The following is a 23,643-nucleotide window of genomic DNA, read 5'->3' as shown; positions in this document are numbered from 1 at the left end:
TAATATAATGAATAAAGTAAAACGTAAATTTAGAAAATTACTACGTGATCCTAAGTTGTTTTTTAGTGATATGTATTTCAAACATTCTATAAAAATAAAAAAACATTTACCTGTTAAATATGAAGGAAAACATCAATTTACGATTGTTTCCGCTGTATATAATGTAGAAAAATATCTTGATGATTTCTTTGATAGTATCGTTAAACAAAATTTATCATTTAAAAAACACATACAGATTATCTTAGTTGATGACGGCTCAAAAGATTCATCAGCAAACATCATCAAAAAATGGCAAAAAAAATATCCAAATAATATCCACTATTATTATAAAGAAAATGGTGGGCAAGCCTCTGCTCGTAATTTAGGACTAAAATACGTACAAACAGAATGGGTTACCTTTATTGATCCGGATGATTTTATTAGCAACAACTACTTTAGAGAGCTAGATAATTTCTTAAGCATGAATAACGAGTTAGTCTTAGTTGGAATTCCGTTAATATTTTATTTTGAAGATAAAAAAATCTATAAAGATACTCATCCATTAAAATACAGATTCTCTAATGGTAATAAAATTTTTCCAACAAATGATCTAGAGAATTTCATTCAGCTATCTGCCAGCACTGCTCTATTTAAAACTAGATTAATAAATAATATTAAATTCGATGAGGAAATGAAACCCTCATTTGAAGACGCTAAATTTGTAATGGATTATCTAATAACAAATAGAATTATTGGGAAAGTAGGATTTATTTCTGATATTCAGTATTTTTACCGTAAACGAGAAGATGGTAGCTCAACCCTAGATGGCGCGTGGCAAAATAAAAATCTATTTAGTAAGGTATTAAAGCATGGCTGCCTCTCTATTCTAGAATCAGCAGAACAGCAATTTGGTAAAATTCCGACATATATTCAACGATCAGTACTTTATCATTTATATTGGTATTTTGGGAGAATCGTTAACAATGAGAATGCTCTATCTCATTTAACAGAATATGAAAAACTAGAATTCTCACAAATTGTTCATAGAATATTTAATAAAATAGACAAAAGTACTATAGAAAAATTTAACTTAGGAGGGGCTTGGTTTTATCATAAAGTGGGATTTTTAGGGCTATTCAAAAAAGCTGAACCTAGTTTCCAGATTGCCTATATCAAAAAATTTGATTTAATAAAAAATCAAGTACTAATTAGCTTCTTCTCGTACCAGGACGCAAACTATTCGCTACTTATTAACGGAGAAGATAGAATGCCTAGCTTTAAAAAAGATATTCATTATAACTTTTTAAACGAACGCTTTACAAATGAATATAGAATTTGGCTAAATGTTCAAGAGCTAGGAAATCTTTCTATTTTACTAAATGGTAAAATAGCAAAATTATCTTTTAATGGAAAATGGTATAACACTTTATCGATGAAAGTTGTGCGAGAGTTTTATCAGAGTAAATCAACTAAAAAAGAAAATAGTTGGATCTTTATAGACAGAGATAATCAAGCTGATGATAATGCAGAACATTTATATAGATATGTGATGAATAACCATCCTGAAAAAGATATATATTTTGCTTTAAATAAAAACTCAAAAGACTGGGATAGATTAAATAAAGAAGGGTTCAAATTACTAGAATTTAAATCTAAAGAATTTGAAAATAAATTAAAAAATTGCAGTAAAATTATTAGTAGCCATATAGATGGGTATATTACTCATTACTTTGGTGACAATAGTTTATTAGATAAAGATTATATATTTCTACAACATGGAGTAACAAAAGATGATATGTCCCCTTGGTTAAATACGAAAGAAAATATATCTATTTTTATTACAACAACAAAAGATGAATATAACTCTATTAGTGAAGATGGTTCTCCATATCGATTTACAAAAAAAGAAGTAAAATTCTTAGGTTTTCCAAGATATGATTCCTTATTATCTAAAAATACTTTCAATACTAAAAATATTTTAGTTATGCCAACTTGGCGACAAAATATTATAGGTAATTCAGTAAATGGTTCTAAACGAAACTTCAATTCAGATTTTATGGAAACAAATTATGCTAAGCATTGGCATAATTTCTTAAATGGAGATATGGTAAAAAAACTAGTTAATCAATATGGATATAATATAATATTTGCTCCTCATCCTAATATTCAAGAATATTTGGATGTATTTACTATTCCCAAATACATTAATACATGGCGTTATTCAGAAGGAAATATTCAAAAATTATTCCAAGAAGGAATGATGCTAATTACTGATTATTCATCAGTTGCATTTGATATGGCTTACCTAGAAAAATATACCATTTATTATCAATTTGACGAGAAAGAAGTTTTTTCTGGCTCGCATACATATAGAAAAGGATATTTTGAATATGACAAGCATGGTTTTGGACCTGTAGCAAGAACAGAAGATGAACTAAATGCTATTTTAGAAAGATTCTTAATTAATAAATCTGATAATTTTGATTATATCTACTCCTCTAGAATTAGAAACACCTTTATTCATAGAGATCAAGATAATTGCAAAAGAGTCTATGAAGCTATAGTTAAGCTAGATTCAAATATACCAGATGAGCAAAAGTTTTGTTACGAAATTATATTGGAATCCATAAAAAAAGCATACCAGAATGAAGCTTGGGGTGTAATCTATAATAGAGTAAATTATTTATCTAAATTAAATTTAATTAGAGAAGAAGATAAAGAATGGGTAACTAGAATTTATCTAGCATCAATAATAAAAATTAGGCATTTTAATGAGATAGAAAAATTTATACCTAATAATAAATATAGCGATATAATCCTATCGCTTTACTATGAAACTCATCAACATGAGAAGGCCTTAGAATTATTAAGTCAAAGCCCTGAACCTGATTTATTCATGCTTTTATACTCTTATTCTAATTTATATGACTTTTTCAACGCAAAAAAAATATCTATTAAGATGCTTAATAAGGTCAATGAAAATTTATACCCAATTATTTTAGCCTATGTATCTGCGAGTCAAAAAAATTGGGAAAATGTAATATTCTTATTAAGTAAAAAAATATCCATGTTTACTAAAGAGGAACTAAAAAAATATGAGCCACAACTATTATTAGCTAAATCATATAGGCATTTAAAAAGATATAATGAAGCCCATAATATGCTAGTTGCTTTTGAAAAACATACTAAAGATTGCTCTAGATGTAGGATAGAAATTTCTCACTTAGCATATGAACGCGCAGATTATAAAAAATGTATCGATCAGTTAAATAAGGTCTTTAAATTTTCTTTAGAATATCTTCCAGAAGAAAGCAAAAGAAAATATATCTAATCAAAGAATAAATTACAAAAATAAATTATTAATAATAATTTAATCAAAATAGGACATTAATTAAATGAAAGAAATGAACTTTAATGCTACAAATAATATAGTAGTTAAATATAAGCATAAAAAATCCAAATATGATTTCAATCACGTCATTTTTGTATTTTCAGGTTTCTTAAACGCATCACCTGGAAACTATGATTTTTCTAATGCATTAAATGATTGCCCTTGCGATATCATTTGGATAAATGATGAGTTTGAAAAAATGTACACATATTACATGTGTATTAATATGGATTTTAAAGTGGAAGAAGCGATCACCGAATTTATATATAGCAAAATATCTGAGTTAGGATTGAATAAGAATCAGGCTACTCTAACAGGATTTTCCAAAGGAGGGAGTGCTGCTTTATATTATGGGCTTAAATTAAATTTTTCTAATATTGTAGTTAGTGTTCCTCAAATGAAAATTGGTAGTTATATTGAAAACAATTGGAAACAAGTAGCATCCCATATGATGGGCAAAAACTATACAATAGTAGATAAGAATTATTTAGATAATATCCTATATAAACTATTATGTCAGGATACTTTTCTTTCACGTAATATCTATCTACTAACATCTGAAAAAGATGTACAGTATTCAACGGAAATTGTTCCATATTTAAGCTTTTTCCAAAAATATACTAACTTTAATTTATTAAAAACACATTCAGCTTTTGTTAGAGAACATAATCAGGTTACTAGTCATCATGTTCCATTGTTATTAAGTATTTATTATGCATTAGCAACCGATGCTATCCCTACTTATAGTGGTGGAGAGGTGAATTTCTTTGGACGTTTATTATTTAGTGATAAAAATCCTACAAATGAAATGGTCATAGATTTACGTGTAGCTAAAATTATTAATAGTCATTTATTTTTAGAAGGAGTATCTTTTTTGCAAGGAAATGATCTCATTGAATATTCTGATGTTAATTACTATTTAGTATTAAAATTAGGAGAATCTAATATTAAATTAGATTTAGCTAAAGCTCACAGACCAGCATTGACAAGAGAATTTTTCAATGGAAAATCATTAACTATATATGATAAAGCTTGGTTTACAACTTATCAATATAAGGGAATAGATATATCTGTATTACCTAAAGGGAAATATCAATTATCACTCGGTATTCAATTAAGTAAAGGGCTTAGTAAAGTTTCTGTGCTAAAAGATAGTAGAAATATTGTTAGAACAGATACAGAAAATAAATATAAACTATTATCAGAAAATAATATTTTATACTTAGAAATCTTATAATAAGGAATATGATATGACTCACTATCAAATAGAGAACTGTTTAGAAAATTGGGATTTTGATGCTGCTCTAGAATGGCATAGATATATCTCTGATAATAATTCGGATCAAATACCAAACTATTGTAGGTATTTAGCAGACACGGGACATTTAGATATAGCTAAATCATTAATAGATAGTATAAAATCCAATCCTGTGCTATATAAAAAATTATCAAATGATGAAAATTTTTCTGTCTGCCGTAATTTGAATTCTTTCTTTAATAAGAAACTAAATGAATACGCAAACAATCCAGATTACTTTTGTAAACTATATATGTTTTCTCTTACTGGAAATATTGATAAAGTATTTTCACTATTAACCACTTATAGAGGTGGACATATAAACTCTTCTACCTCTGCAGAAAATAATATGATTATTAACTTTGCGTTAAATAAGCTTATTGAGAAGAACAGGTTAGATGTAGATATATCAAGAGAAATTATTATCCATCTTGCAAATTCAAACAAAATAAATAATCAAAGAAAAAAATATTTACTAAAATCCATGATAGATTTCATTGCCAAAAATCATGATCTATCTAAGGAGCTATTTGATTTAAAGCATATCTATACTATTCATATTAGGCTTATTCCTTTAATTTATGCCATCTCAAATAATGAAAATGGTGCAAAATCATTAATGTCTAAAGTATATTCATTAATTCAAGATAATAATAATTTGAATATGCTAAATACAGAAAAACCAAGAATAGCTATCTGTATTAGTGGTATGTTTAAGTCAGATTTGACCAACTTAAAAACTATTCAAACTAAACTAGCAATCCCTCTAAATGCTGATGTTTTTATCCATACTTGGGATCGACAGCAAGATTGGATGGGAGATGTTCGTAGATATAACTTTTGGCCTAGAGTATTTAATATAAGTAATTCGTTAGTGCCTAAAAATATCCAAAATTTATCTTTTTTAGAAAAAAACTACAGCAATGTATACTCATGTCTCTTATCTTCTGTATTTTCATCACTCGATATTAATCAGGTTAAAAATAATATAATTTCTAAAAGTATATTGATTGAAAATGAAAATAATTTTATGCGAGAACATCATATAAATGATAATTTCAAATCTAGAGAAACATTCAATCAGATAAAAATGTTCTATGGGCTATATAAATGCTTTGAGTTAGCTAAGAGGAAAGAAGATATAGAAGGATTTAGATATGATTATTTTATACGCTTACGAGCAGATACTATTGTAAATTCTAACTCTATATCTCCAGAACATCTATATGCCTTAGATAATAGCTCTTTAGCTGTTCCAGCAGGTGCTGGATGGGGTATATCTGATGGTTTCTTTTATGCAAATAGAAGCGTATATGAGCGAGTTATATCCTTATGGAAAAAAATGAAAATAGCTAATAGATTAAGTCCTTTTGAAGAATTCAGAGATTGGGATGCGCATAAATTATTAGGGTTATGGTTGCTAAAAAATGATATAAGACCTGTACCTTGTAAATTCTCTTGTGGAACTATTTTTGGTGGTGAAACTTTAAAAGTACCAGGTCTATTAGCAGCCCTAGAAAAAGATAATACTCAAGAGAATCGAAACAAATTCCCTGAGGAAACTAAATGGTTAATGGAGTTTCTCAAAGATAAAGCTAAATAATAAATAAAAGGCGAGATCACTTCTCGCCTTTTGGTTTTAATTTTTAATAAAAGGATACAATATGTTTATTATTCCCATGGCAGGATTAAGTTCCCGCTTTTTTAAGGCCGGTTATACAAAACCAAAATACCAATTAGAAATTGGTAATGAAACAGTATTTTCATGGTCTGTGCGATCTTTTGAACGTTACTTTACAACAGATAAATTTATCTTTATCTATCGTGATGTATATGAAACGCAAGACTTCCTAAAGCAAGAAATCGAAAAATTAGGTATCTCAGATTATGAATTAATCTGTTTACCAGAAGAAACTTTAGGGCAGGCAGATACTGTGTATCAAGGTATTAACCATTTACCTAGTGATGAGGAAATTTATATATTTAATATTGATTCTAAAATTATTGAATTTATAAAACCAGAATGGGTAAATGAATGCGATGGCTATTTAGAAGTCTTTAAGGGAGAAGGTGATCACTGGTCATTTGCTCTTGCTGAAAATAATTCTAAACGTGTAATTCGCACAACAGAAAAAGAAAGAATATCTGAACTCTGTAGTGATGGATTATATTATTTTAAAAAGAAATCAATTTTTGAATCATTATTTTTAAATGCAAGAAAAAATAATATAACATCAAAGAATGAATATTATATAGCCCCTCTTTATAATGATCTCATAAAACAAAATGGATTGGTTCTTTATGATCTTATTGAAAAAGAAGATATTTTATTTTGTGGCACACCAGATGAATATATTACTTTATTAGGAAATGAAAAATGAAGCGCTTAATAATGGATTTAGATAATACAATTACTCTAACAGAGAATGGTGATTATCGTAATGCTAAACCAATTTTAGATGTAATTGAGAAATTACGAGAATATAAGAAACAAGGCTTTGAAATTATTATTAGTTCAAGTCGTAATATGCGTACTTATGAAGGAAATGTGGGAAAAATTAATGTTAACACATTACCAATTATTATAGATTGGCTAAATCGCCATAATGTGCCATATGATGAAATCTATGTTGGTAAACCTTGGTGTGGACATGATGGCTTTTATGTTGATGATAGAGCTATCAGACCAGATGAATTTGCTACAATGAGTTACGAAGAAATTCGAAAACTAACAAAAATGGATGGTGAATATGATTCTAATTAACTCCGCTGCATACGTGAATGCTGAATTTCGTAATGAGTTTGGCGCTATTCCCCCATGTTTTTTACCAATTGGTAATCGTAAACTATTAACCTTTCAAGTTAATGCTTTACGAGAAAACCTAGGTAATGACCAACATATCGTGGTTTCTTTACCTATGAATTATTCACTAAGCATTGATGAGAAAGAATTAATTCAGAATTTAAATATTCAGCCTGTTTTTATACCTGAAGGAATATCATTAGGTATGGCTGTTCTCTATGTATTGAACACTGTTGGTCATAATGAAGAAGTACTAAGATTACTTCATGGAGATACTCTCCTAAATAATATTCCTCTCGAAAATGACTGCATTGCACTTGTTAGTACACAAGAAGATTACGAATGGGAAGTGGATTCAAATACAAATATTCCACTCGTTTGGTGTGGTTACTTCTCTTTTACATCAAGCCAAAAATTTATTAAGGCTCTTGCTACAACCCAGGGGGATTTTGTCCAATCTGTGCATATGTATGCTAAGGAAGAACCAAATACCATTCATAAAGAGGTTAATGAATGGTATGACTTAGGTCATATTAATACTTATTTTAGATCTCGTTCTTCTATTACGACACAAAGAGCATTCAATTCATTAAAAATTGGAAATGGCGTTGTTTGGAAATCTGGTACACCTGCTAGAAAAATTGAAGCTGAAGCACATTGGTTTGCCAATTTGCCCGCACAACTAAAACGCTTTACTCCTCAATTAATCAATGCTGGTGTACTTAAGGGAAATCCATTTTATGAGACAGAATATCTCCCAATTCTTCCTCTAAATGAGATTTTCGTTCATGGGAAAAACCCTGTTGCTTTTTGGGAAAAGGTACTCAATTTAATTACATTTTATATGAGTGAATCTCGAGCACATTTACCTAAAGAAAATAAAGATCTATTGGAGAAAATACACGTAGATTCTTTATCACTCTATTCAGATAAGACTTATGAACGATTAGAAAAATATGCTGAACAAAGCGGTATAGATCTAGATCAATCGACTCGCTATAACGGCATTGATTTACCATCTTTGAGAGAAATCGCAACTGAGTGTGTAACAAGAACATTAAAACTACCTGAAATCCCAGCTATAGTACACGGGGATTTATGCTTCAGTAATGTAATGTATGACTCTCGTAGCAATAATATTAAAGTTATTGATCCGAGAGGATTAAATATTCAGCAAGAATTAACAATCTATGGAAACCAAAGTTATGATTTAGCAAAACTTTGCCACTCATTTATTGGTTTATATGATTTCATTATTGCGGATTCATTTAAATTAGAAAAATCAGAATCATTAGGAGTGAAATTACACTTTAATATTGATTCTCGCTTAGAAGCAATTCAAGATGTATTTATGAGAAAAACTTTATTACCAAATATTAGTAATAAAGATATTATTGCTCCAACAATACTTCTTTTCTTGTCAATGATCCCATTGCATTTCGATAAACCACATAGGCAAGAAGCAATGTTAGCTAATGCATTACGCTTATATTCTGAATGGTTATAATAATTTAATATTTATTTATCTTTCTAGAACAAGCGGTCAAATTTTTCTTAAAACTTGCAAAGTTTAGGAAAAATAAGACCGCTTATTTTATTCATACTCTTATATAAAATTAGGGTTTATTATGGGCGTAACCACATACAATCATAAGGATATGCGGTATAGCAATATTGATATAATCCGAGAAAGTGGAAGCCTGTTTTTCTCCACTTACCTGCTTCTGCATTTGCAGCAGTAGCAGAGAAAAAGACTGAACACGCAGCAATTGCGATAAGTGCTTTTGATAAAAATGTTTTCTTCATAAAATGCTCCTTAATGTAGCAATACAACAATGACTAAAATGCACACAACTTTAGATTAAGTAATATGCAACTTCATTTTATTATTAATTTGTATAATTGAAATTAGACCACATTATTACTATTTTTAATGAACAAAGAATAAGAAATTATGTCTAAATTGTCTGTTTAAAATAAGCCTTTTATATTTAATCTTATTTAAAATCCATTCAATATTTATATACTCCACTCAATTTAACATTATCTTAATCAAATTTATTTTTTCGTTTTTTAAATATTAAACTGTTATTTTCTTCGTTATTTAATTCTGCCAAATCTCCCCTATCCCCTCTTTACTAAAGAGGGGGATTTCCTTTAGATATTAACAAGCTATGATTTTTCGAATAGCTTTGGTCTCTCAATAGATTCAGGTAAATGGTCGATATATAAGGAAAATAAAAACATTCGTCAAAGACGAGCGCCATCTTAGAGAAATTTGGAGCCACAGCGTGGCTCACTCAGCCGTAGGCTGATCGTAACCACGTACGGCTTGCCGTGCGTGGCTATTGGGTGATTATTTAAAAACAGGCGAAACGGCTTTTTTACTTTTTCATTACCGCAATTTGTTTTAGAATCAGCAGACAATTCACTCTCAAGGATTTATCATGAAAAAATTACTTTTAGTGGCTTTGGTTGCTTCGTTCGGGTTGGCTGCTTGTGGTGTAAAAGGCCCGCTTTATTTTCCTGAGCAGCAACCGGCTCAACAGCAAACAAAATAATTTCTAACCACGGCAATTGAGAAGCACCTGTGTAACAAGCGGTTAAATTTATCCGATTTTTTGCAAATACGAGTGTAGCTATTTTGCCGTGGTTTTATTTTTCAAACACAACGGACAAGTAAATAAATGAATCATTTCGACTATAAAAACCAACAGCTTTTTGCGGAAGATGTTTCTGTCTCCGACATCATTAATCAATACGGTACACCGGCTTATATCTACTCTCGTGCCACACTTGAGCGCCACTGGCACGCTTTTGATAAAGCGTTTGGCTCACACCCGCACTTAATTTGTTTTGCGGTGAAATCCAATTCCAATATTGCTTTATTAAATGTAATGGCACGCCTGGGTTCGGGCTTTGATATTGTGTCGCAAGGTGAACTTGAACGTGTGCTTGCTGCAGGTGGCGAGCCGAGCAAAGTGGTATTTTCCGGTGTGGCAAAGTCACATAGTGAAATTCAGCGTGCGTTAGAAGTTGGCATTCGTTGCTTTAATATCGAATCAATCGCCGAGCTACACCGCATTAATGAAGTTGCCGGTCAATTAGGTAAAATCGCACCGATTTCATTGCGTGTAAATCCAGATGTGGATGCACATACTCACCCTTATATTTCCACCGGTTTAAAAGAAAATAAATTTGGGGTAAGCGTAACTCAAGCACGTGAGGTGTATCGTTTAGCGAAAAGCTTACCAAACGTGAAAATTACCGGTATGGATTGCCATATCGGTTCGCAATTAACCGAATTACAACCGTTTTTAGATGCCACTGATCGCCTGATTGTGTTAATGGAACAATTAAAAGAAGACGGTATTGAGTTGCATCACTTGGATTTAGGCGGTGGTTTAGGCGTGCCGTATAACGGTGAAGAGCCGCCGCACCCAACCGAATATGCCAAAGCATTACTCGAAAAATTAAAAGGCTATGCAGATCTTGAGATCATTTTAGAGCCGGGTCGTGCGATCACGGCAAATGCGGGGATCTTAGTCACTAAAGTGGAATACCTTAAAGCGAATGAAGATCGTAATTTCGCGATTGTTGATACCGGTATGAACGATATGATTCGTCCGGCGCTTTATGAAGCTTATATGCAAATTACCGAGGTAGATCAATCACTTGTACGTGAAAAAGCGGTTTATGACGTAGTTGGTCCGATTTGTGAAACCTCAGACTTTTTAGGTAAAGGTAGAGAATTGGCGATTGAACAAGGTGATCTGATTGCAATGCGTTCGGCAGGTGCTTACGGAGCAGCGATGTCTTCAACCTATAATTCACGTCCGCAAGCGGTCGAAATTATGGTTGACGGCGATCAAGCACACCTAATTAAAGCACGTGCAAGTTTTGCGGATTTATGGCGTTTAGAGAAATTATTGCCATAAGATTTCTACTTCCTCGGCTAGTCATGGTCGAGGATATTTGATTTGGAGAAAGATATGAAACTTTATTGTTTAAAAGGTGCTTGCTCATTTGTTCCCCACGTTGCATTAGAATGGACGGGTGCGGAATATCAAGCGGAGCTAGTGAGCCGTGATTTTATTAAATCAGCGGAATTTTTAGCGTTGAATCCACGTGGTGCAGTACCGTTATTAGTGGACGGCGATTTAGCGCTTTCACAAAACCAAGCGATTTTGCACTATTTAGATGAGAAATATCCGGAAGCGAAATTATTCGGTAGCAAAACCTTACGTGATAAAGCGAAAGCGGCTCGTTGGTTAGCCTTTTTTAATAGTGATGTACATAAATCATTTGTACCGTTATTCCGTTTACCGAGCTATGCGGAAGGTAATGAAGAGTTAACTCGTATTATTCGTCAGCAAGCGGCAGAACAGATTTTAAATCAGCTAGCGACCGCCAATGAGCATTTAGAAAGCCATATTTTCTTCGGTGAAAATATTTCGGTCGCAGATGTGTATCTTTACATCATGTTAAATTGGTGTCGCCTGTTAGGATTGGATTTCTCACACCTTGAGCAACTTTCTCCGTTTATGCAACGTGTAGAAGCAAATGCCGGCGTAGATGCGGTACGTATTGCCGAAGGTTTAAAAGGCTAACTCTTTATAAGTAAGTGAAAAAGCAGAGCAAAATACTCTGCTTTTTTTATGCGAATAATTCCTGTTAACTTGACAAAAGTTGATAAAAATCAATATCATTTACAACTAGATTCGGTATAACTCTCCCCTTCTTCTATTACTGATCGAGAGAGTGATTATGATTACAACAACAAATTGGCGGACAACCCAAGCTGCTCCAAAAGCATTCCCTGAACGTCAGGCATTAATGCCGATCTGGGGTGGTGAAGCTGTGCCGCAAGAAGAATGGCAGAACGTATGGGGACAAGCTGCTATTCATGCACTCAAAGAAGACGGTTTAGCGTATTTCCATATTCCTTTTTGTGCCAGTCATTGTATTTTCTGTGGTTTTTACCGCAATGCGTGGAAACAAGACTATAGCAAAATCTATACCGATAAACTGATTGAAGAGTTAGCGTACGAAGCAAGTATCCGCCAAGGTAACGGTAAAATCAAAGCGGTTTATTTTGGCGGCGGAACACCGACCGCACTGGATACCGAAGATTTAGTCCGCTTAATCAAAGCGTGCTATCAATATTTACCGTTAGCGGACGATTGCGAATTTACGATTGAAGGTCGTATTAGTCATTTTGATATTGAAAAGGCTTGTGCTTGCGTAGCCGCCGGCGTGAATCGTATTTCAATCGGTATTCAAACCTTTAACTCAAAAATTCGTAAACGTTTAGGACGTAAACATAGCGGCGAGGAAGCTTACGAATACCTCAAAGCCTTGTGTGAATTGGATGCGGTTGTCGTTGCCGATTTGATTTTCGGTTTACCGAATCAAACGGATGAAGTTTGGGCGAATGATATTCAAGTGGCAAGTAGCCTGCCGTTATCCGGTTTGGATATTTATGCGTTTAATAACTATCCGTTTTTACCGATTAATAAAATGATTGAACACGGTTCTCTGCCTGCTGCCGCAAGTTTTGAGGTACAAGCGCAACATTACGCCTATGCGGTAGAGAATTTACAAAAAGCCGGTTGGCAACAAGTAAGTAATAACCACTTTGCTTTCCCGAATCGAGGGGAACGAAACCGTTATAACACGTTAGTTAAATCCAATATGCCGTGTCTGGCTTTCGGCTCCGGTGCAGGCGGTAATTTCGGCGGTTATAGTTTCCAAGTACATTCCACACTACAAACTTATTTAGACACACCGGCAGATAAGAAAGCACTATCGTTTTTAAGTAAACACGGTGCAAATAAGCCGTTGCTTGGTGTCGTGCAACACGATTTAGAACTGGGTTATCTGGATATTAAGTTATTTAGACATAACCCAAAAGCAATGAAATTGCTGATGCAATGGCAGCAATTATCCTTATTAAACATTGATCAAGAAGGCATCGCTCGCTTGAATATTAGCGGTCGATACTGGTCACCGACCTTGATCCGCAAATTAATGCTCACGCTACCCACAGAAGATAAAAAGGAGAACAGCATGGTTAAATTAAGTGAAGAACAATTAAGCGAATTACGTCAATCACTTGCCGAAAATCCGGGACAAATTTTAGAAATGGTTGCCGGTATGAAACAATGCAGCTTAGAAGAAGTAATTAGTTGCTTACCGGCGGAAATGGTTACAAAAACGGACGGCGCACGTTTTGTGGAAATCATGCAAGCATTAGCGACTCTAGAAGATGCGGTGACCTTTATTGCACATACGCCGGATGCGGTGGTTGAGGTCACCGGCAAGCTACCAAGCGGTCAAATCGGCAGAGGTTTTTACAATTTTGATCACGCTCAGGAAGGCGGCGTACACGGCCACCTACGTTATGAAAACTGTGCGGCGATTTATTTACTTGAGCGTCCGTTTATGGGCAAACATACCGTATCGCTTAACTTTATTAACCATCAAGGCGGCGCAATGTTTAAAATCTTTGTCGGACGTGATGAAGCACGTAACTTACGTCAAAACCAAATCGACTTTATGCGTCAATTAATCAAGGGTGAATAATGATTTTATTATTTGGAGCCAACGGCCTAGCCGGACGCGCATTACTGGCGGCGGCTGATCAGCCAATCGTCTCGGTGTTGCGCCAACCTTCGGCAGATCCGTTTTTTACGGATCGCCAAACAGCGGTTGCCGATGTGATGTCTTTAGAAGCTTGTGAAGCTGTGATGCAGCAATATTCGCCAAAAGTGGTGATCAGCTATATCGGTGGCAAAAAAGACGGTGTACGTAGCGATGCTGCTGGCAATATCAATATTATTCGTGCCATGCTGAAATATGCACCTGCCGCTCGTTTTATTTTTATTACCAGTATGGGTTGCGGTGAACAATGGGCATTTTTACCTGAGCCGGTAAAACAAGTGTTGGGTGAAGCGCTACAAGAAAAAACACAGGCGGAAAACTTACTGCGTGAAAGCTCGCTAAACTGGACGATTTTACGTCCGTGCGGGCTAAATACCACGGAAGGCGAAACCTTCCGTTTAATTGAAAATGCGGCTGAACTGCCCGGCAGTTATATGAGCCGTAAAGCATTAGCCAATGCGGTCTTGTCCGTGCTTAACAGTGAAAACACAAACCATAAAATCTTCTCAGTCTGTGCCTAACTTCGTACTCTCCTCACTTTGGCACAAGCCGCCCGCTTGTGCCTATTTCAAAATTTGTTTTAAGAGTTCTAATAAAACCGGTAATTCGGTTATTCCGTCTCGATCAATAAAATGCCCGCCCTGCGCCAAACGAATATAATCCGCTTGTAAATATTGCGCCAATCTGTCGCTGAATAAATGCGGCACAATCTCATCATCTAAAGCAGAAATCACATAAGATTTTGTCGGCAAACAAGCGGTCTGATTTGCGTAAAAAGTTGCAAATGTATCCAGCTCCGGCAAAGTTGGTAATTTTTCATAAAAGCCGGAAACAAAAATTGCGGTATTCACTTTTTGTTGCGTTACCGCCAGATAATTCAGTAACGCAATACAACCCAAACTATGCCCGATCAACACCGTCTCTTCATTTAATTTAAGCGTATTTTTATGATGCTCCAACCACGCTTGCGGATTCGGGTTATTGGCATCCGGCATTGTCAAACACTCACACTCAACCCCCAATTTTTCCAATGCTTGTTTTAACCACGGAAACCAATTTCGGCTCGGATTCGCCGTATAACCATGAGTTACATATACTTTTTTCATTATTTATCCTTTTTACTTGTCATTGCGAAAACGTTTGCTTTGTACTTAATTTAGCCCAAAAAATTGACTTTGGAAAGTGAGATCTCTGTCACAAATTGACAAAAAATTTTATAACTGCTTGATTATAAAGAACTTTTATTTTTCTCATTTAATTGACTTCCTTAGTGGCGAAGCGTAACTTATGAAACACCATTTTACTATTTGAAACGACATAAATTAGAGGTGTCCAATGAGAGTTTCTTATCAAGATTTAAAAGCTGAATTTAAACGTGTTTTATTGGCTCGTAACGTACGTGAAGAAATTGCAGAAGAATGTGCAACCGTATTTGCCGATACCACTCAGGCGGGTGCGTATTCACACGGGGTAAACCGCTTCCCACGTTTTATTCAGCAGTTGGAAAACGGTGATATTGTACCGGAAGCCGTTCCGACTAAAGTGCTTTCATTGGGTGCAATCGAACAATGGGACGCTCATCAAGCCATCGGTAACCTCACTGCGAAAAAAATGATGGACAGAGCGATGGAACTCGCTTCACAAAACGGTATCGGTGCGGTGGCGTTGCGTAATGCAAACCACTGGATGCGTGGTGGTTCTTACGGCTGGCAAGCAGCGGAAAAAGGCTATATCGGTATCTGTTGGACAAACGCTTTAGCCGTTATGCCACCTTGGGGGGAGAAAGAGTACCGTATCGGAACTAACCCGTTAATTGTTGCAGTGCCAACTACGCCAATTACCATGGTCGATATGTCTTGCTCAATGTACTCCTACGGAATGCTCGAAGTGCACCGCTTAGCCGGTCGCCAAACCTTTGTTGATGCGGGTTTTGATGATGACGGTAACCCAACTCGTGATCCGGCAACCGTGGAGAAAAACCGCCACTTAATGCCAATGGGCTTCTGGAAAGGTTCGGGCTTATCGATTGTGTTAGATATGATCGCAACCCTGCTTTCTAACGGTGAATCCACCGCTGCGGTTACCGAAGATAAAGATGACGAATACTGCGTTTCCCAGGTGTTTATTGCAATTGAAGTCGATAGACTGATTGACGGCAAAACCAAAGACGAAAAACTTAACCGTATTATGGATTACGTTCGCACCGCAGAGCGTGCAGACCCAGAAGTGGCTGTACGTTTACCGGGCCACGAATTTACCCAAATTCTGGCGGATAACAAAGCAAATGGTATTCCGGTAGATGACACCGTATGGGCTAAATTACAGTCGCTATAATTTAGGACAGAGGCGGAGCCTCTGAGGAATGCGTAAACCCCACATGGCTCGTATGGGGGACAACGTTTGTGCTTGTGTATTAGATTTGTCGATAATTAAAACCTTTGCCTCTGGCTTTGGTTGGTACTCTCTTTCAAGCGTATTAGTTTATGATGCCTGAGGACCAATGTACGGCAGCATTGCATTTTTTAACGAACTGTCTCGTGAAATTTTCTGTTTATTTGCCATCCCATTTTTTATGCGCTACTTTCCATCGACCGCTGTTGGACTCGGTGGCGCAACCGCATTAGATGCAACGTTGCCGATTATCCAAAAGTCAGGTAGTATTCAAGTTGTGCCATTAGCCATCAGCTTTGGCTTTATCATCAACTTAGTCGTGCCAATTTTATTAGCATTTTTTATTGGATTAACATAACAAATACGCTCAAGCGATCTGTTTTTGTGGAAATTTTACAAAAACAGACTGCTTATTGAATCTTACGCTAACGTAATTAGATCATAAAACCCTAACTAACCTAACTGATACTCTTCGCTATAGCCATTAATCACACAGCTCACAATACCTCAAATCTAGCCCGAACAAACATTATTTACATAAAAAGCAAAAAACATTTGCAAATCTTACAATTTTCAATTTAAAATAAACGATAATGATTTTCATTAACTTAAGATGCAAGTAAAAATAGAGATATGAAAAGAAGTTTTTATCATTTTTTTATCATCTTGGCTGTAAGTCTGATCCATCTAGGAGTAGCATATTCAATCTCACGATTTTCCTGGGACAAAAATCTTGCTCTCTTTGGAGGACTAAAAAATTTACACATGATAGAAGTTAATTTAGGTGTTGAAGAGTCCCTTACGGTAAATACACCCTTAAAACCTAAAATAGCAGAACCACCTGAAGAATTTTTAAATACTACAGTAAAAGATGTAACTCAGTCAAACTTAGCCCCCAAATTAGCAGTTCCTAAAAAAAAGCCTCCCTCAAAGGAAGTAAAAAAAGCGCCTGAAAAGATCATGAAAAAACATGAGACAAAGAAAGATGTTTCTCCAACAAACAAAAGCAGTCGTACTCAGCAGCCGATCCAACAAGGAAATCCAAATGGTATAAATGGAAGCAAATCAACCTATGGAAATGCCAAAGTCGATGCCTCCCTTGGTGCTGGTTATGGCAATGCAATGCGAGGGCGTTGCTCTGATATTTCAGATGAATCTGATGATGTCGGTAGTGTGAAATTGAAAGTTACTATTGGAGCAAACGGCAAAGCAATCAATGTTGAAATTTTATCTTCTTCAGGCATCAAACGCCTAGATAACCAAGCTAGCAGAATGGCAACAGGACATACGTATCAACCGGCAAAAATTAATGGGAATACTATTGTAGGCAGTGTAACTTTCAATATTCATTTTAAATGTGGTGCAGCAGCCTAAATTATTTGAGGAAATTAATTTATGAATTTAACAGAACTTATCAAACAACAAGATATTGTACTCTCGGTATCTTTCTTCATATTAGTTTTTATGAGTATTTTATCTTGGAGTATTATTTTAATAAGATTAATTAAAATAATCGGAGTAAAGAAAAACAATCAGGTAACATTTAATCTTATTAAATCTGATGAAAATATGAATCAAGCAAAGAAATACACTCAAAATAAGCGGTCTGATATTTCTGAAATTTTGCAAACCACTTTTAAACAATGCGAACTTTATCAATTAAATGGGAAATATAATTTATCTCATCAACTTCCTTTTAAAGATTTTTTAACCTTACATTTACGAAATGCAATAACACAGTCCCTTCGTAAATATGATGGTGGTTTAGTTGCACTTGCTTCTATTGGTGCGGTTGCACCGTTCATTGGGTTATTTGGAACGGTCTGGGGAATTTTTAATGCACTTATGGACATCAGTCAGCAAGGACAAGTCAGTATCGCAACTGTATCTGCACCTATAGGAGAAGCATTAGTTGCAACAGCAATGGGACTATTTGTCGCAATTCCGGCAGTACTTGCTTATAACTTAATTGCTCGCCTTAACCGTAATCTTTCTCAAGATTTAGATCATTACGCAAACGAGTTATTTATCTATTTATTACATCACTATGGAGAAAATAAATAATGGCATTTGGAAGTTTTGATAAAAATGAAAATTCGGTAATGTCAGAAATTAATGTTACGCCATTAGTTGATGTAATGTTGGTGTTATTAATTGTTTTTATGATCACAATGCCAATATTAACCCAATCTATTCCACTTGAATTACCAACCTCCAGTATTGAGAAAAAAGATGAGCCAAAAGATATCTTCAGAGTGGCGATTAATCCTACGGGCATTTATTTAGGCGAGAAGCTAGTGAATGAAGAAGAATTAAAACAATCTTTTCTGACAAAATTTCAGGAAAATAAAAATACCGTTATTGCTATTTCTGCGGATATTTCCGTGGAATATCAACATATCGTGAAAGTCCTTGAATTAGCTCAAAACGTCGGGCTAACGAAAATAGGCTTTGTGACTCAACCTAGTAAATAAAAGCAGAAATTTTATATTGGAGGCAATATGCATTTTAAACTTAATCCCTATGCGTTAGCGTTTACTTCGCTGTTTCTTGTCGCTTGTTCTGGCGGAAAAGGAGGTTTTGATTTAGAAGATGTTCGGCCAAATCAAACTGCAAAAGCAGAAAAAGCAACAACCTCTTATCAAGATGAGGAAACGAAGAAAAAGACAAAGGAAGAATTAGATAAGTTGATGGAGCCTACTTTGGGAGTTGAGGCAAAGATACCTCGCCGGAATAGAGCTTTATTTGATAAAGAAGGAAATCGAAAAGCAACACCTGATACAACTGATGAATTATCTGAAGCACAAATTATGGCGATTTGGAATGAAAATATAGATGAAATTCCTCACTTGAAAGAGTTAAACGATAAAACAACGAGTGGTTTAATTTATCACTCTCACGATGGTAAACAGGAGGACAAAAAACGAAATTTACAATATGTGCGTTCAGGCTATGTTTTCGATGAATCTTATAGTGAAATAGTAAAAAATAAGAATGGTGTACCCTATATTTTTAAAAATGGGATCGATGGTTACATTTACTATTTAGGGACAAGCCCGTCAAAAGAACTCCCTAAAGGAAATAAAGTTACCTATAAAGGTACTTGGGATTTCACCAGCGATGTTAAAACAAGCTACGAGTTAAGTGGATTTAGTGATGCTGGTAATGGTAAAAATGTTGCAGCTACATCTATTTCGGATAATGTCAATCGAGATCATAAAGTTGGTGAAAAACTAGGTGATAATGAAGTTAAAGGGGTAGCTCATTCTAGTGAATTTGCAGTAGATTTTGATAACAAAAAATTGACAGGTAGTTTATATCGTAATGGTTATATCAACAGAAATAAAGCGCAAGAAGTAACGAAACGCTATAGCATTGAAGCTGATATAACAGGCAACCGTTTTAGAGGAAAAGCCAAAGCAGAAAAAGCAGGTGATCCGATCTTTACTGATTCAAATTATCTTGAAGGGGGATTCTATGGTCCTAAAGCTGAAGAAATGGCAGGGAAATTTTTCACAAATAATAAATCTCTCTTTGCAGTATTTGCAGCTAAAAGTGAAAACGGCGAGACGACCACAGAACGAATCATTGATGCAACTAAAATTGATTTAACCCAATTTAATGCTAAAGAACTCAACAATTTTGGTGATGCCTCTGTTTTAATTATTGATGGACAAAAAATAGATCTAGCAGGTGTCAATTTTAAAAATAGTAAAACGGTTGAAATCAACGGCAAAACAATGGTAGCCGTAGCTTGCTGTAGTAATCTGGAATATATGAAATTTGGTCAATTGTGGCAAAAAGAGGGCAAACAACAAGTTAAAGATAATAGTTTATTCCTACAAGGTGAACGTACTGCAACGGATAAAATGCCCGCAGGAGGTAACTATAAGTATGTTGGAACTTGGGATGCACTCGTATCTAAAGGGACGAACTGGATAGCGGAAGCAGATAATAATCGAGAATCGGGCTATCGCACTGAATTTGATGTTAATTTTAGTGATAAAAAAGTAAACGGTAAGTTATTTGATAAAGGCGGTGTAAATCCTGTATTTACCGTAGATGCGACAATTAATGGTAATGGCTTTATCGGCAGTGCGAAAACCTCTGATAGTGGCTTTGCTTTAGATGCAGGCTCTAGCCAACACGGAAATGCGGTATTTAGTGATATAAAAGTCAATGGTGGCTTCTATGGTCCAACCGCTGGAGAACTTGGCGGACAATTCCATCATAAATCAGACAATGGCAGTGTTGGCGCTGTCTTTGGTGCAAAACGACAAATAGAAAAATAATAAGGAATTTGCTATGAAAAATAAATTAAATCTGATTAGCCTTGCTCTTCTTAGCCTATTTGCCGTACAAAGCTATGCAGAACAAGCGGTACAATTAAATGATGTTTATGTCACAGGTACCAAAAAGAAAGCACATAAAAAAGAGAACGAAGTCACAGGCTTAGGGAAAGTAGTTAAAACACCAGATACTCTTAGTAAGGAGCAAGTGTTAGGAATACGAGATCTGACTCGTTACGACCCCGGTATTTCTGTCGTAGAACAAGGGAGAGGTGCAACGACAGGCTACTCAATTCGCGGGGTAGATCGTAATCGTGTGGGCTTGGCATTAGACGGTTTGCCACAGATTCAATCCTATGTAAGCCAATATTCACGTTCCTCAAGCGGTGCCATTAATGAAATAGAATACGAAAATCTGCGTTCGATCCAAATTAGTAAAGGGGCTAGTTCTTCTGAGTTTGGTAGTGGCTCACTAGGCGGTTCGGTGCAATTCCGTACCAAAGAGGTAAGCGACATTATTAAGCCAGGGCAATCTTGGGGATTAGATACCAAAAGTGCCTACAGTAGCAAAAATCAACAATGGTTAAACTCACTTGCTTTTGCGGGTACTCACAATGGCTTTGATGCTCTTGTGATTTACACTCACCGTGATGGTAAGGAAACGAAAGCTCATAAAGATGCAGAGAGTCGTTCTCAGAATATCACCCGAGTAGGAGTGGAAACCAACGAGCTTGATACCTCAAATAGATATACTGCGACGACGAATAATCAACATACTTATGGCTGGTTTTTGATTAAAGATGAATGTCCAACGTTAGATTGTACGCCGAAACAGATGGCTAGGGTGACAAAAGATACGCCATCTTTCCGTTCTTACCCTGAATATACTCCTGAGGAAAAACAGGCTTATGAGAACCAAAAACATATTACAGAGCGTCTAAATGCTCAGGATTACACTGGTGAATATAGAGCTTTACCTGATCCGCTTAAATATAAATCTGATTCTTGGCTGGTTAAATTGGGATACACATTCTCTCCGAAACATTATGTCGCTGGTACTTATGAACATAGCAAACAGCGTTACGACACCCGAGATATGACCTATACCGCTTATTGGCAACCATCGGATTTACTTAGAACTGGTAGAAATTGGTATCCAATGAATAATGCTAAAGGATTATATCGTGATAATGCTTTAGATGGTGTTGCTATTGACTACTTTACGGAAGATGGTGTGAAATCCTCAAAAGGTTTACGTTGGGCAAAAGCTCGTTTTATTGACGAGTGGCACACTCGTGATCGCTTAGGTGCTTTATATCGTTATACTAATCAAGATGGAAATCGTCTGATTGATAGACTATCCTTGAGTTTCGATCAGCAAAAAATTAATTTATCTACCCGCTTGAGAGAAAACAACTGTTCGGAATATCCAACCATAGATAAGAATTGCCGTGCAACTCTTGATAAACTTTGGTCTTCTACTAAAAATGAGCAAAGTTCTTATGAAGAAAAACACGACACTATTCAGCTCTCGTTAGATAAAACCGTACAAACGGGATTGGGTAAACATCAATTAAATATGTTATTAGGTTCAGACCGTTTCAATTCCACCTTAAAACGCCACGAAATTTTGAGTGAATTTTCTGTAGGGAGTTGGGGGCTTGTTAGAGACATTGGCTATCGAAATGGATCTTACAATAATCCTTATGTGTATGAGCTAAAAGATCAGGCAATTTATAGTAAAAATGAATGTGATTATAGTGGCACTATTGCAGGTAGGGCTGATTGTGCTACAAGTAAAATCAAAGGGCATAATCACTACATCGCTCTGAGAGATAATTTTGCCATAACCAAGTATTTGGATATTGGTTTGGGTTACCGTTTCGATAAGCATAAATTCCGTAGCACTCATCGCTGGGCAAATCAAGGCGATTATAAAAACAGTGCGTGGAATATTGGCATAGTCGCAAAACCAACGTCATTCCTATCGCTCTCTTATCGAGCATCATCTGGCTTTAGAGTGCCAAGTTTCCAAGAGCTATTTGGCTTACGTTATGATGGTGCAATGAAAGGCTCCAGCGATGCTTACCAAAAAACAGAGAAGTTATCTCCTGAAAAATCCTTAAACCAAGAGGTTGCTGCGACTTTCAAAGGTGATTTTGGTGTCGTTGAAGTCAGTTATTTCAAAAATGACTATAAGCAGTTAATTGCTCCAGCAGAAAGAATGCATCAAACTCAATCAATGATTAACTATTTTAATGTGCAAGATATTAAATTGGACGGCATTAATCTTATTGGTAAGCTAGATTGGAATGGGGTATTTGATAAAATTCCTGAGGGCATTTACACAACATTGGCTTATAGCAAAATGCGAGTAAAAGAGGTGAAAAACTATCAAGGGTATATGAATATTCGTTCTCCATTGTTAGATACCATTCAGCCTGCTCGCTATGTTGTAGGAGTGGGGTACGATCAGCCAGATGAAAAATGGGGCGTGAATCTAACAATGACACACTCCAGTGGAAAAAATCCAGATGAGTTAAGAGGTAATGAACAAGTCGGTTTTGCCAATTATGAGCGAACTGCCACGAAGAAAAGAACACGTTCTTGGCATACCTTTGACTTAACGGGATATATCACCCCTTGGAAACATACAACGGTACGAGCTGGTGTATATAATCTGATGAATTACCGTTACACCACTTGGGAATCCGTACGTCAATCTTCGCTTAACGCTATTCACCAGCACACTAATGTGAAAGATTACGCAAGATATGCGGCTCCGGGTAGAAATTATGTTGTTTCATTCGAAATGAAATTCTAATTTAGA

General features: G+C 35.3%; 19 protein-coding genes and 1 pseudogene. 18 read left to right on the top strand and 2 right to left on the bottom strand.

Annotation, left to right across the window (positions count from 1 at the left end; translation table 11 throughout):
* Positions 1 to 7: 7 nt before the first annotated feature.
* The 6 genes from ASU1_RS10380 to ASU1_RS10355 all read left to right on the top strand — a co-directional run bounded on the left by ASU1_RS10380 (position 8) and on the right by ASU1_RS10355 (position 8,977).
* A complete protein-coding gene (locus ASU1_RS10380; RefSeq protein WP_039195559.1) occupies positions 8 to 3,310 on the top strand; it encodes a CDP-glycerol glycerophosphotransferase family protein in 3,303 nt (1,100 codons plus the stop codon).
* Between the two features lie 64 nt (positions 3,311 to 3,374).
* Positions 3,375 to 4,607 (top strand): accessory Sec system protein Asp2, encoded by a 1,233-nt coding sequence (locus ASU1_RS10375; RefSeq protein ID WP_015674309.1) that lies wholly within the window; start codon positions 3,375 to 3,377, stop codon positions 4,605 to 4,607.
* 13 nt (positions 4,608 to 4,620) lie between these two features.
* Entirely contained in the window at positions 4,621 to 6,270 is a 1,650-nt protein-coding gene (locus ASU1_RS10370; RefSeq protein ID WP_015674308.1) for a hypothetical protein, read from the top strand.
* Between the two features lie 61 nt (positions 6,271 to 6,331).
* On the top strand, positions 6,332 to 7,048 hold the full coding sequence (locus ASU1_RS10365; protein WP_015674307.1) for a glycosyltransferase family 2 protein: 717 nt from the start codon (positions 6,332 to 6,334) through the stop codon (positions 7,046 to 7,048).
* 11 nt (positions 7,049 to 7,059) lie between these two features.
* Complete coding sequence (locus ASU1_RS10360) at positions 7,060 to 7,431, top strand: HAD-IIIC family phosphatase (RefSeq protein WP_343205480.1); 372 nt, start codon at positions 7,060 to 7,062, stop codon at positions 7,429 to 7,431.
* Entirely contained in the window at positions 7,418 to 8,977 is a 1,560-nt protein-coding gene (locus ASU1_RS10355; RefSeq protein WP_015674305.1) for an aminoglycoside phosphotransferase family protein, read from the top strand. The genes ASU1_RS10360 and ASU1_RS10355 overlap by 14 nt, the downstream gene beginning before the upstream one ends.
* Positions 8,978 to 9,096: 119 nt before the next feature.
* Here the strand turns inward: ASU1_RS10355 and ASU1_RS10350 are convergent, their stop codons facing one another.
* Positions 9,097 to 9,276 (bottom strand): hypothetical protein, encoded by a 180-nt coding sequence (locus tag ASU1_RS10350; protein ID WP_039195556.1) that lies wholly within the window; start codon positions 9,274 to 9,276, stop codon positions 9,097 to 9,099.
* 641 nt (positions 9,277 to 9,917) lie between these two features.
* On the opposite strand from ASU1_RS10350, the gene lptM reads away from it, so the two are divergent.
* The 5 genes from lptM to ASU1_RS10325 all read left to right on the top strand — a co-directional run bounded on the left by lptM (position 9,918) and on the right by ASU1_RS10325 (position 14,654).
* Complete coding sequence (gene lptM, locus ASU1_RS11840) at positions 9,918 to 10,031, top strand: LPS translocon maturation chaperone LptM (RefSeq protein WP_015674304.1); 114 nt, start codon at positions 9,918 to 9,920, stop codon at positions 10,029 to 10,031.
* Between the two features lie 126 nt (positions 10,032 to 10,157).
* Positions 10,158 to 11,408, top strand: a complete 1,251-nt coding sequence (gene lysA / locus ASU1_RS10340) for a diaminopimelate decarboxylase (RefSeq protein ID WP_015674303.1) — start codon at positions 10,158 to 10,160, stop codon at positions 11,406 to 11,408.
* 54 nt (positions 11,409 to 11,462) lie between these two features.
* Positions 11,463 to 12,080 (top strand): glutathione S-transferase family protein, encoded by a 618-nt coding sequence (locus ASU1_RS10335; protein ID WP_015674302.1) that lies wholly within the window; start codon positions 11,463 to 11,465, stop codon positions 12,078 to 12,080.
* A 157-nt stretch (positions 12,081 to 12,237) separates the two neighbouring features.
* The gene (hutW, locus tag ASU1_RS10330; RefSeq protein WP_015674301.1) at positions 12,238 to 14,055 is read left to right on the top strand and encodes a heme anaerobic degradation radical SAM methyltransferase ChuW/HutW; all 1,818 of its coding nucleotides are present in this window, start codon (positions 12,238 to 12,240) and stop codon (positions 14,053 to 14,055) included.
* On the top strand, positions 14,055 to 14,654 hold the full coding sequence (locus ASU1_RS10325; protein ID WP_015674300.1) for an NAD(P)-dependent oxidoreductase: 600 nt from the start codon (positions 14,055 to 14,057) through the stop codon (positions 14,652 to 14,654). The genes hutW and ASU1_RS10325 overlap by 1 nt, the downstream gene beginning before the upstream one ends.
* Positions 14,655 to 14,696: 42 nt before the next feature.
* On the opposite strand, the gene ASU1_RS10320 is transcribed toward ASU1_RS10325, so the two are convergent.
* Complete coding sequence (locus ASU1_RS10320; RefSeq protein WP_015674299.1) at positions 14,697 to 15,239, bottom strand: RBBP9/YdeN family alpha/beta hydrolase; 543 nt, start codon at positions 15,237 to 15,239, stop codon at positions 14,697 to 14,699.
* A 229-nt stretch (positions 15,240 to 15,468) separates the two neighbouring features.
* On the opposite strand from ASU1_RS10320, the gene yiaK reads away from it, so the two are divergent.
* From yiaK to ASU1_RS10285, 7 genes and pseudogenes are all read left to right on the top strand, one after another.
* Entirely contained in the window at positions 15,469 to 16,467 is a 999-nt protein-coding gene (gene yiaK / locus ASU1_RS10315) for a 3-dehydro-L-gulonate 2-dehydrogenase (RefSeq protein ID WP_015674298.1), read from the top strand.
* Between the two features lie 70 nt (positions 16,468 to 16,537).
* Positions 16,538 to 16,882: pseudogene (locus ASU1_RS10310) on the top strand (LysO family transporter); the annotation flags it as partial.
* Positions 16,883 to 17,157: 275 nt separating this feature from the next.
* Positions 17,158 to 17,898: an energy transducer TonB gene (locus tag ASU1_RS10305; protein ID WP_005598910.1), complete on the top strand. Its 741-nt coding sequence runs from the start codon at positions 17,158 to 17,160 to the stop codon at positions 17,896 to 17,898.
* A gap of 21 nt (positions 17,899 to 17,919) precedes the next feature.
* Positions 17,920 to 18,588 carry a MotA/TolQ/ExbB proton channel family protein gene (locus ASU1_RS10300; RefSeq protein WP_005602270.1) on the top strand — a complete coding sequence of 223 codons (669 nt, stop codon included), beginning with the start codon at positions 17,920 to 17,922 and terminating at the stop codon, positions 18,586 to 18,588.
* Entirely contained in the window at positions 18,588 to 18,998 is a 411-nt protein-coding gene (locus ASU1_RS10295; protein ID WP_005598906.1) for an ExbD/TolR family protein, read from the top strand. The genes ASU1_RS10300 and ASU1_RS10295 overlap by 1 nt, the downstream gene beginning before the upstream one ends.
* 27 nt (positions 18,999 to 19,025) lie before the next feature.
* On the top strand, positions 19,026 to 20,816 hold the full coding sequence (locus ASU1_RS10290) for a transferrin-binding protein-like solute binding protein (RefSeq protein WP_015674296.1): 1,791 nt from the start codon (positions 19,026 to 19,028) through the stop codon (positions 20,814 to 20,816).
* A gap of 13 nt (positions 20,817 to 20,829) precedes the next feature.
* Positions 20,830 to 23,637 carry a lactoferrin/transferrin family TonB-dependent receptor gene (locus tag ASU1_RS10285; protein ID WP_015674295.1) on the top strand — a complete coding sequence of 936 codons (2,808 nt, stop codon included), beginning with the start codon at positions 20,830 to 20,832 and terminating at the stop codon, positions 23,635 to 23,637.
* Positions 23,638 to 23,643 lie beyond the last annotated feature (6 nt).

It is taken from the genome of Actinobacillus suis ATCC 33415 (assembly GCF_000739435.1).
Taxonomy (GTDB): Bacteria; Pseudomonadota; Gammaproteobacteria; order Enterobacterales; family Pasteurellaceae; genus Actinobacillus; species Actinobacillus suis.
The sequence above is the reverse complement of the archived record's forward strand: the minus strand, read 5'-3'. Positions and strand labels throughout refer to the sequence as shown.

What these genes read in the sequence shown, in the direction of transcription:
- ASU1_RS10380 (WP_039195559.1), top strand. Translation starts at nt 8, where the DNA reads ATGAATAAAGTAAAACGTAAATTTAGAAAATTACTACGTGATCCTAAG.
- ASU1_RS10375 (WP_015674309.1), top strand. Translation starts at nt 3,375, where the DNA reads ATGAAAGAAATGAACTTTAATGCTACAAATAATATAGTAGTTAAATAT.
- ASU1_RS10370 (WP_015674308.1), top strand. Translation starts at nt 4,621, where the DNA reads ATGACTCACTATCAAATAGAGAACTGTTTAGAAAATTGGGATTTTGAT.
- ASU1_RS10365 (WP_015674307.1), top strand. Translation starts at nt 6,332, where the DNA reads ATGTTTATTATTCCCATGGCAGGATTAAGTTCCCGCTTTTTTAAGGCC.
- ASU1_RS10360 (WP_343205480.1), top strand. Translation starts at nt 7,060, where the DNA reads ATGGATTTAGATAATACAATTACTCTAACAGAGAATGGTGATTATCGT.
- ASU1_RS10355 (WP_015674305.1), top strand. Translation starts at nt 7,418, where the DNA reads ATGATTCTAATTAACTCCGCTGCATACGTGAATGCTGAATTTCGTAAT.
- ASU1_RS10350 (WP_039195556.1), bottom strand. Translation starts at nt 9,276, where the DNA reads ATGAAGAAAACATTTTTATCAAAAGCACTTATCGCAATTGCTGCGTGT.
- lptM (WP_015674304.1), top strand. Translation starts at nt 9,918, where the DNA reads ATGAAAAAATTACTTTTAGTGGCTTTGGTTGCTTCGTTCGGGTTGGCT.
- lysA (WP_015674303.1), top strand. Translation starts at nt 10,158, where the DNA reads ATGAATCATTTCGACTATAAAAACCAACAGCTTTTTGCGGAAGATGTT.
- ASU1_RS10335 (WP_015674302.1), top strand. Translation starts at nt 11,463, where the DNA reads ATGAAACTTTATTGTTTAAAAGGTGCTTGCTCATTTGTTCCCCACGTT.
- hutW (WP_015674301.1), top strand. Translation starts at nt 12,238, where the DNA reads ATGATTACAACAACAAATTGGCGGACAACCCAAGCTGCTCCAAAAGCA.
- ASU1_RS10325 (WP_015674300.1), top strand. Translation starts at nt 14,055, where the DNA reads ATGATTTTATTATTTGGAGCCAACGGCCTAGCCGGACGCGCATTACTG.
- ASU1_RS10320 (WP_015674299.1), bottom strand. Translation starts at nt 15,239, where the DNA reads ATGAAAAAAGTATATGTAACTCATGGTTATACGGCGAATCCGAGCCGA.
- yiaK (WP_015674298.1), top strand. Translation starts at nt 15,469, where the DNA reads ATGAGAGTTTCTTATCAAGATTTAAAAGCTGAATTTAAACGTGTTTTA.
- ASU1_RS10305 (WP_005598910.1), top strand. Translation starts at nt 17,158, where the DNA reads ATGAAAAGAAGTTTTTATCATTTTTTTATCATCTTGGCTGTAAGTCTG.
- ASU1_RS10300 (WP_005602270.1), top strand. Translation starts at nt 17,920, where the DNA reads ATGAATTTAACAGAACTTATCAAACAACAAGATATTGTACTCTCGGTA.
- ASU1_RS10295 (WP_005598906.1), top strand. Translation starts at nt 18,588, where the DNA reads ATGGCATTTGGAAGTTTTGATAAAAATGAAAATTCGGTAATGTCAGAA.
- ASU1_RS10290 (WP_015674296.1), top strand. Translation starts at nt 19,026, where the DNA reads ATGCATTTTAAACTTAATCCCTATGCGTTAGCGTTTACTTCGCTGTTT.
- ASU1_RS10285 (WP_015674295.1), top strand. Translation starts at nt 20,830, where the DNA reads ATGAAAAATAAATTAAATCTGATTAGCCTTGCTCTTCTTAGCCTATTT.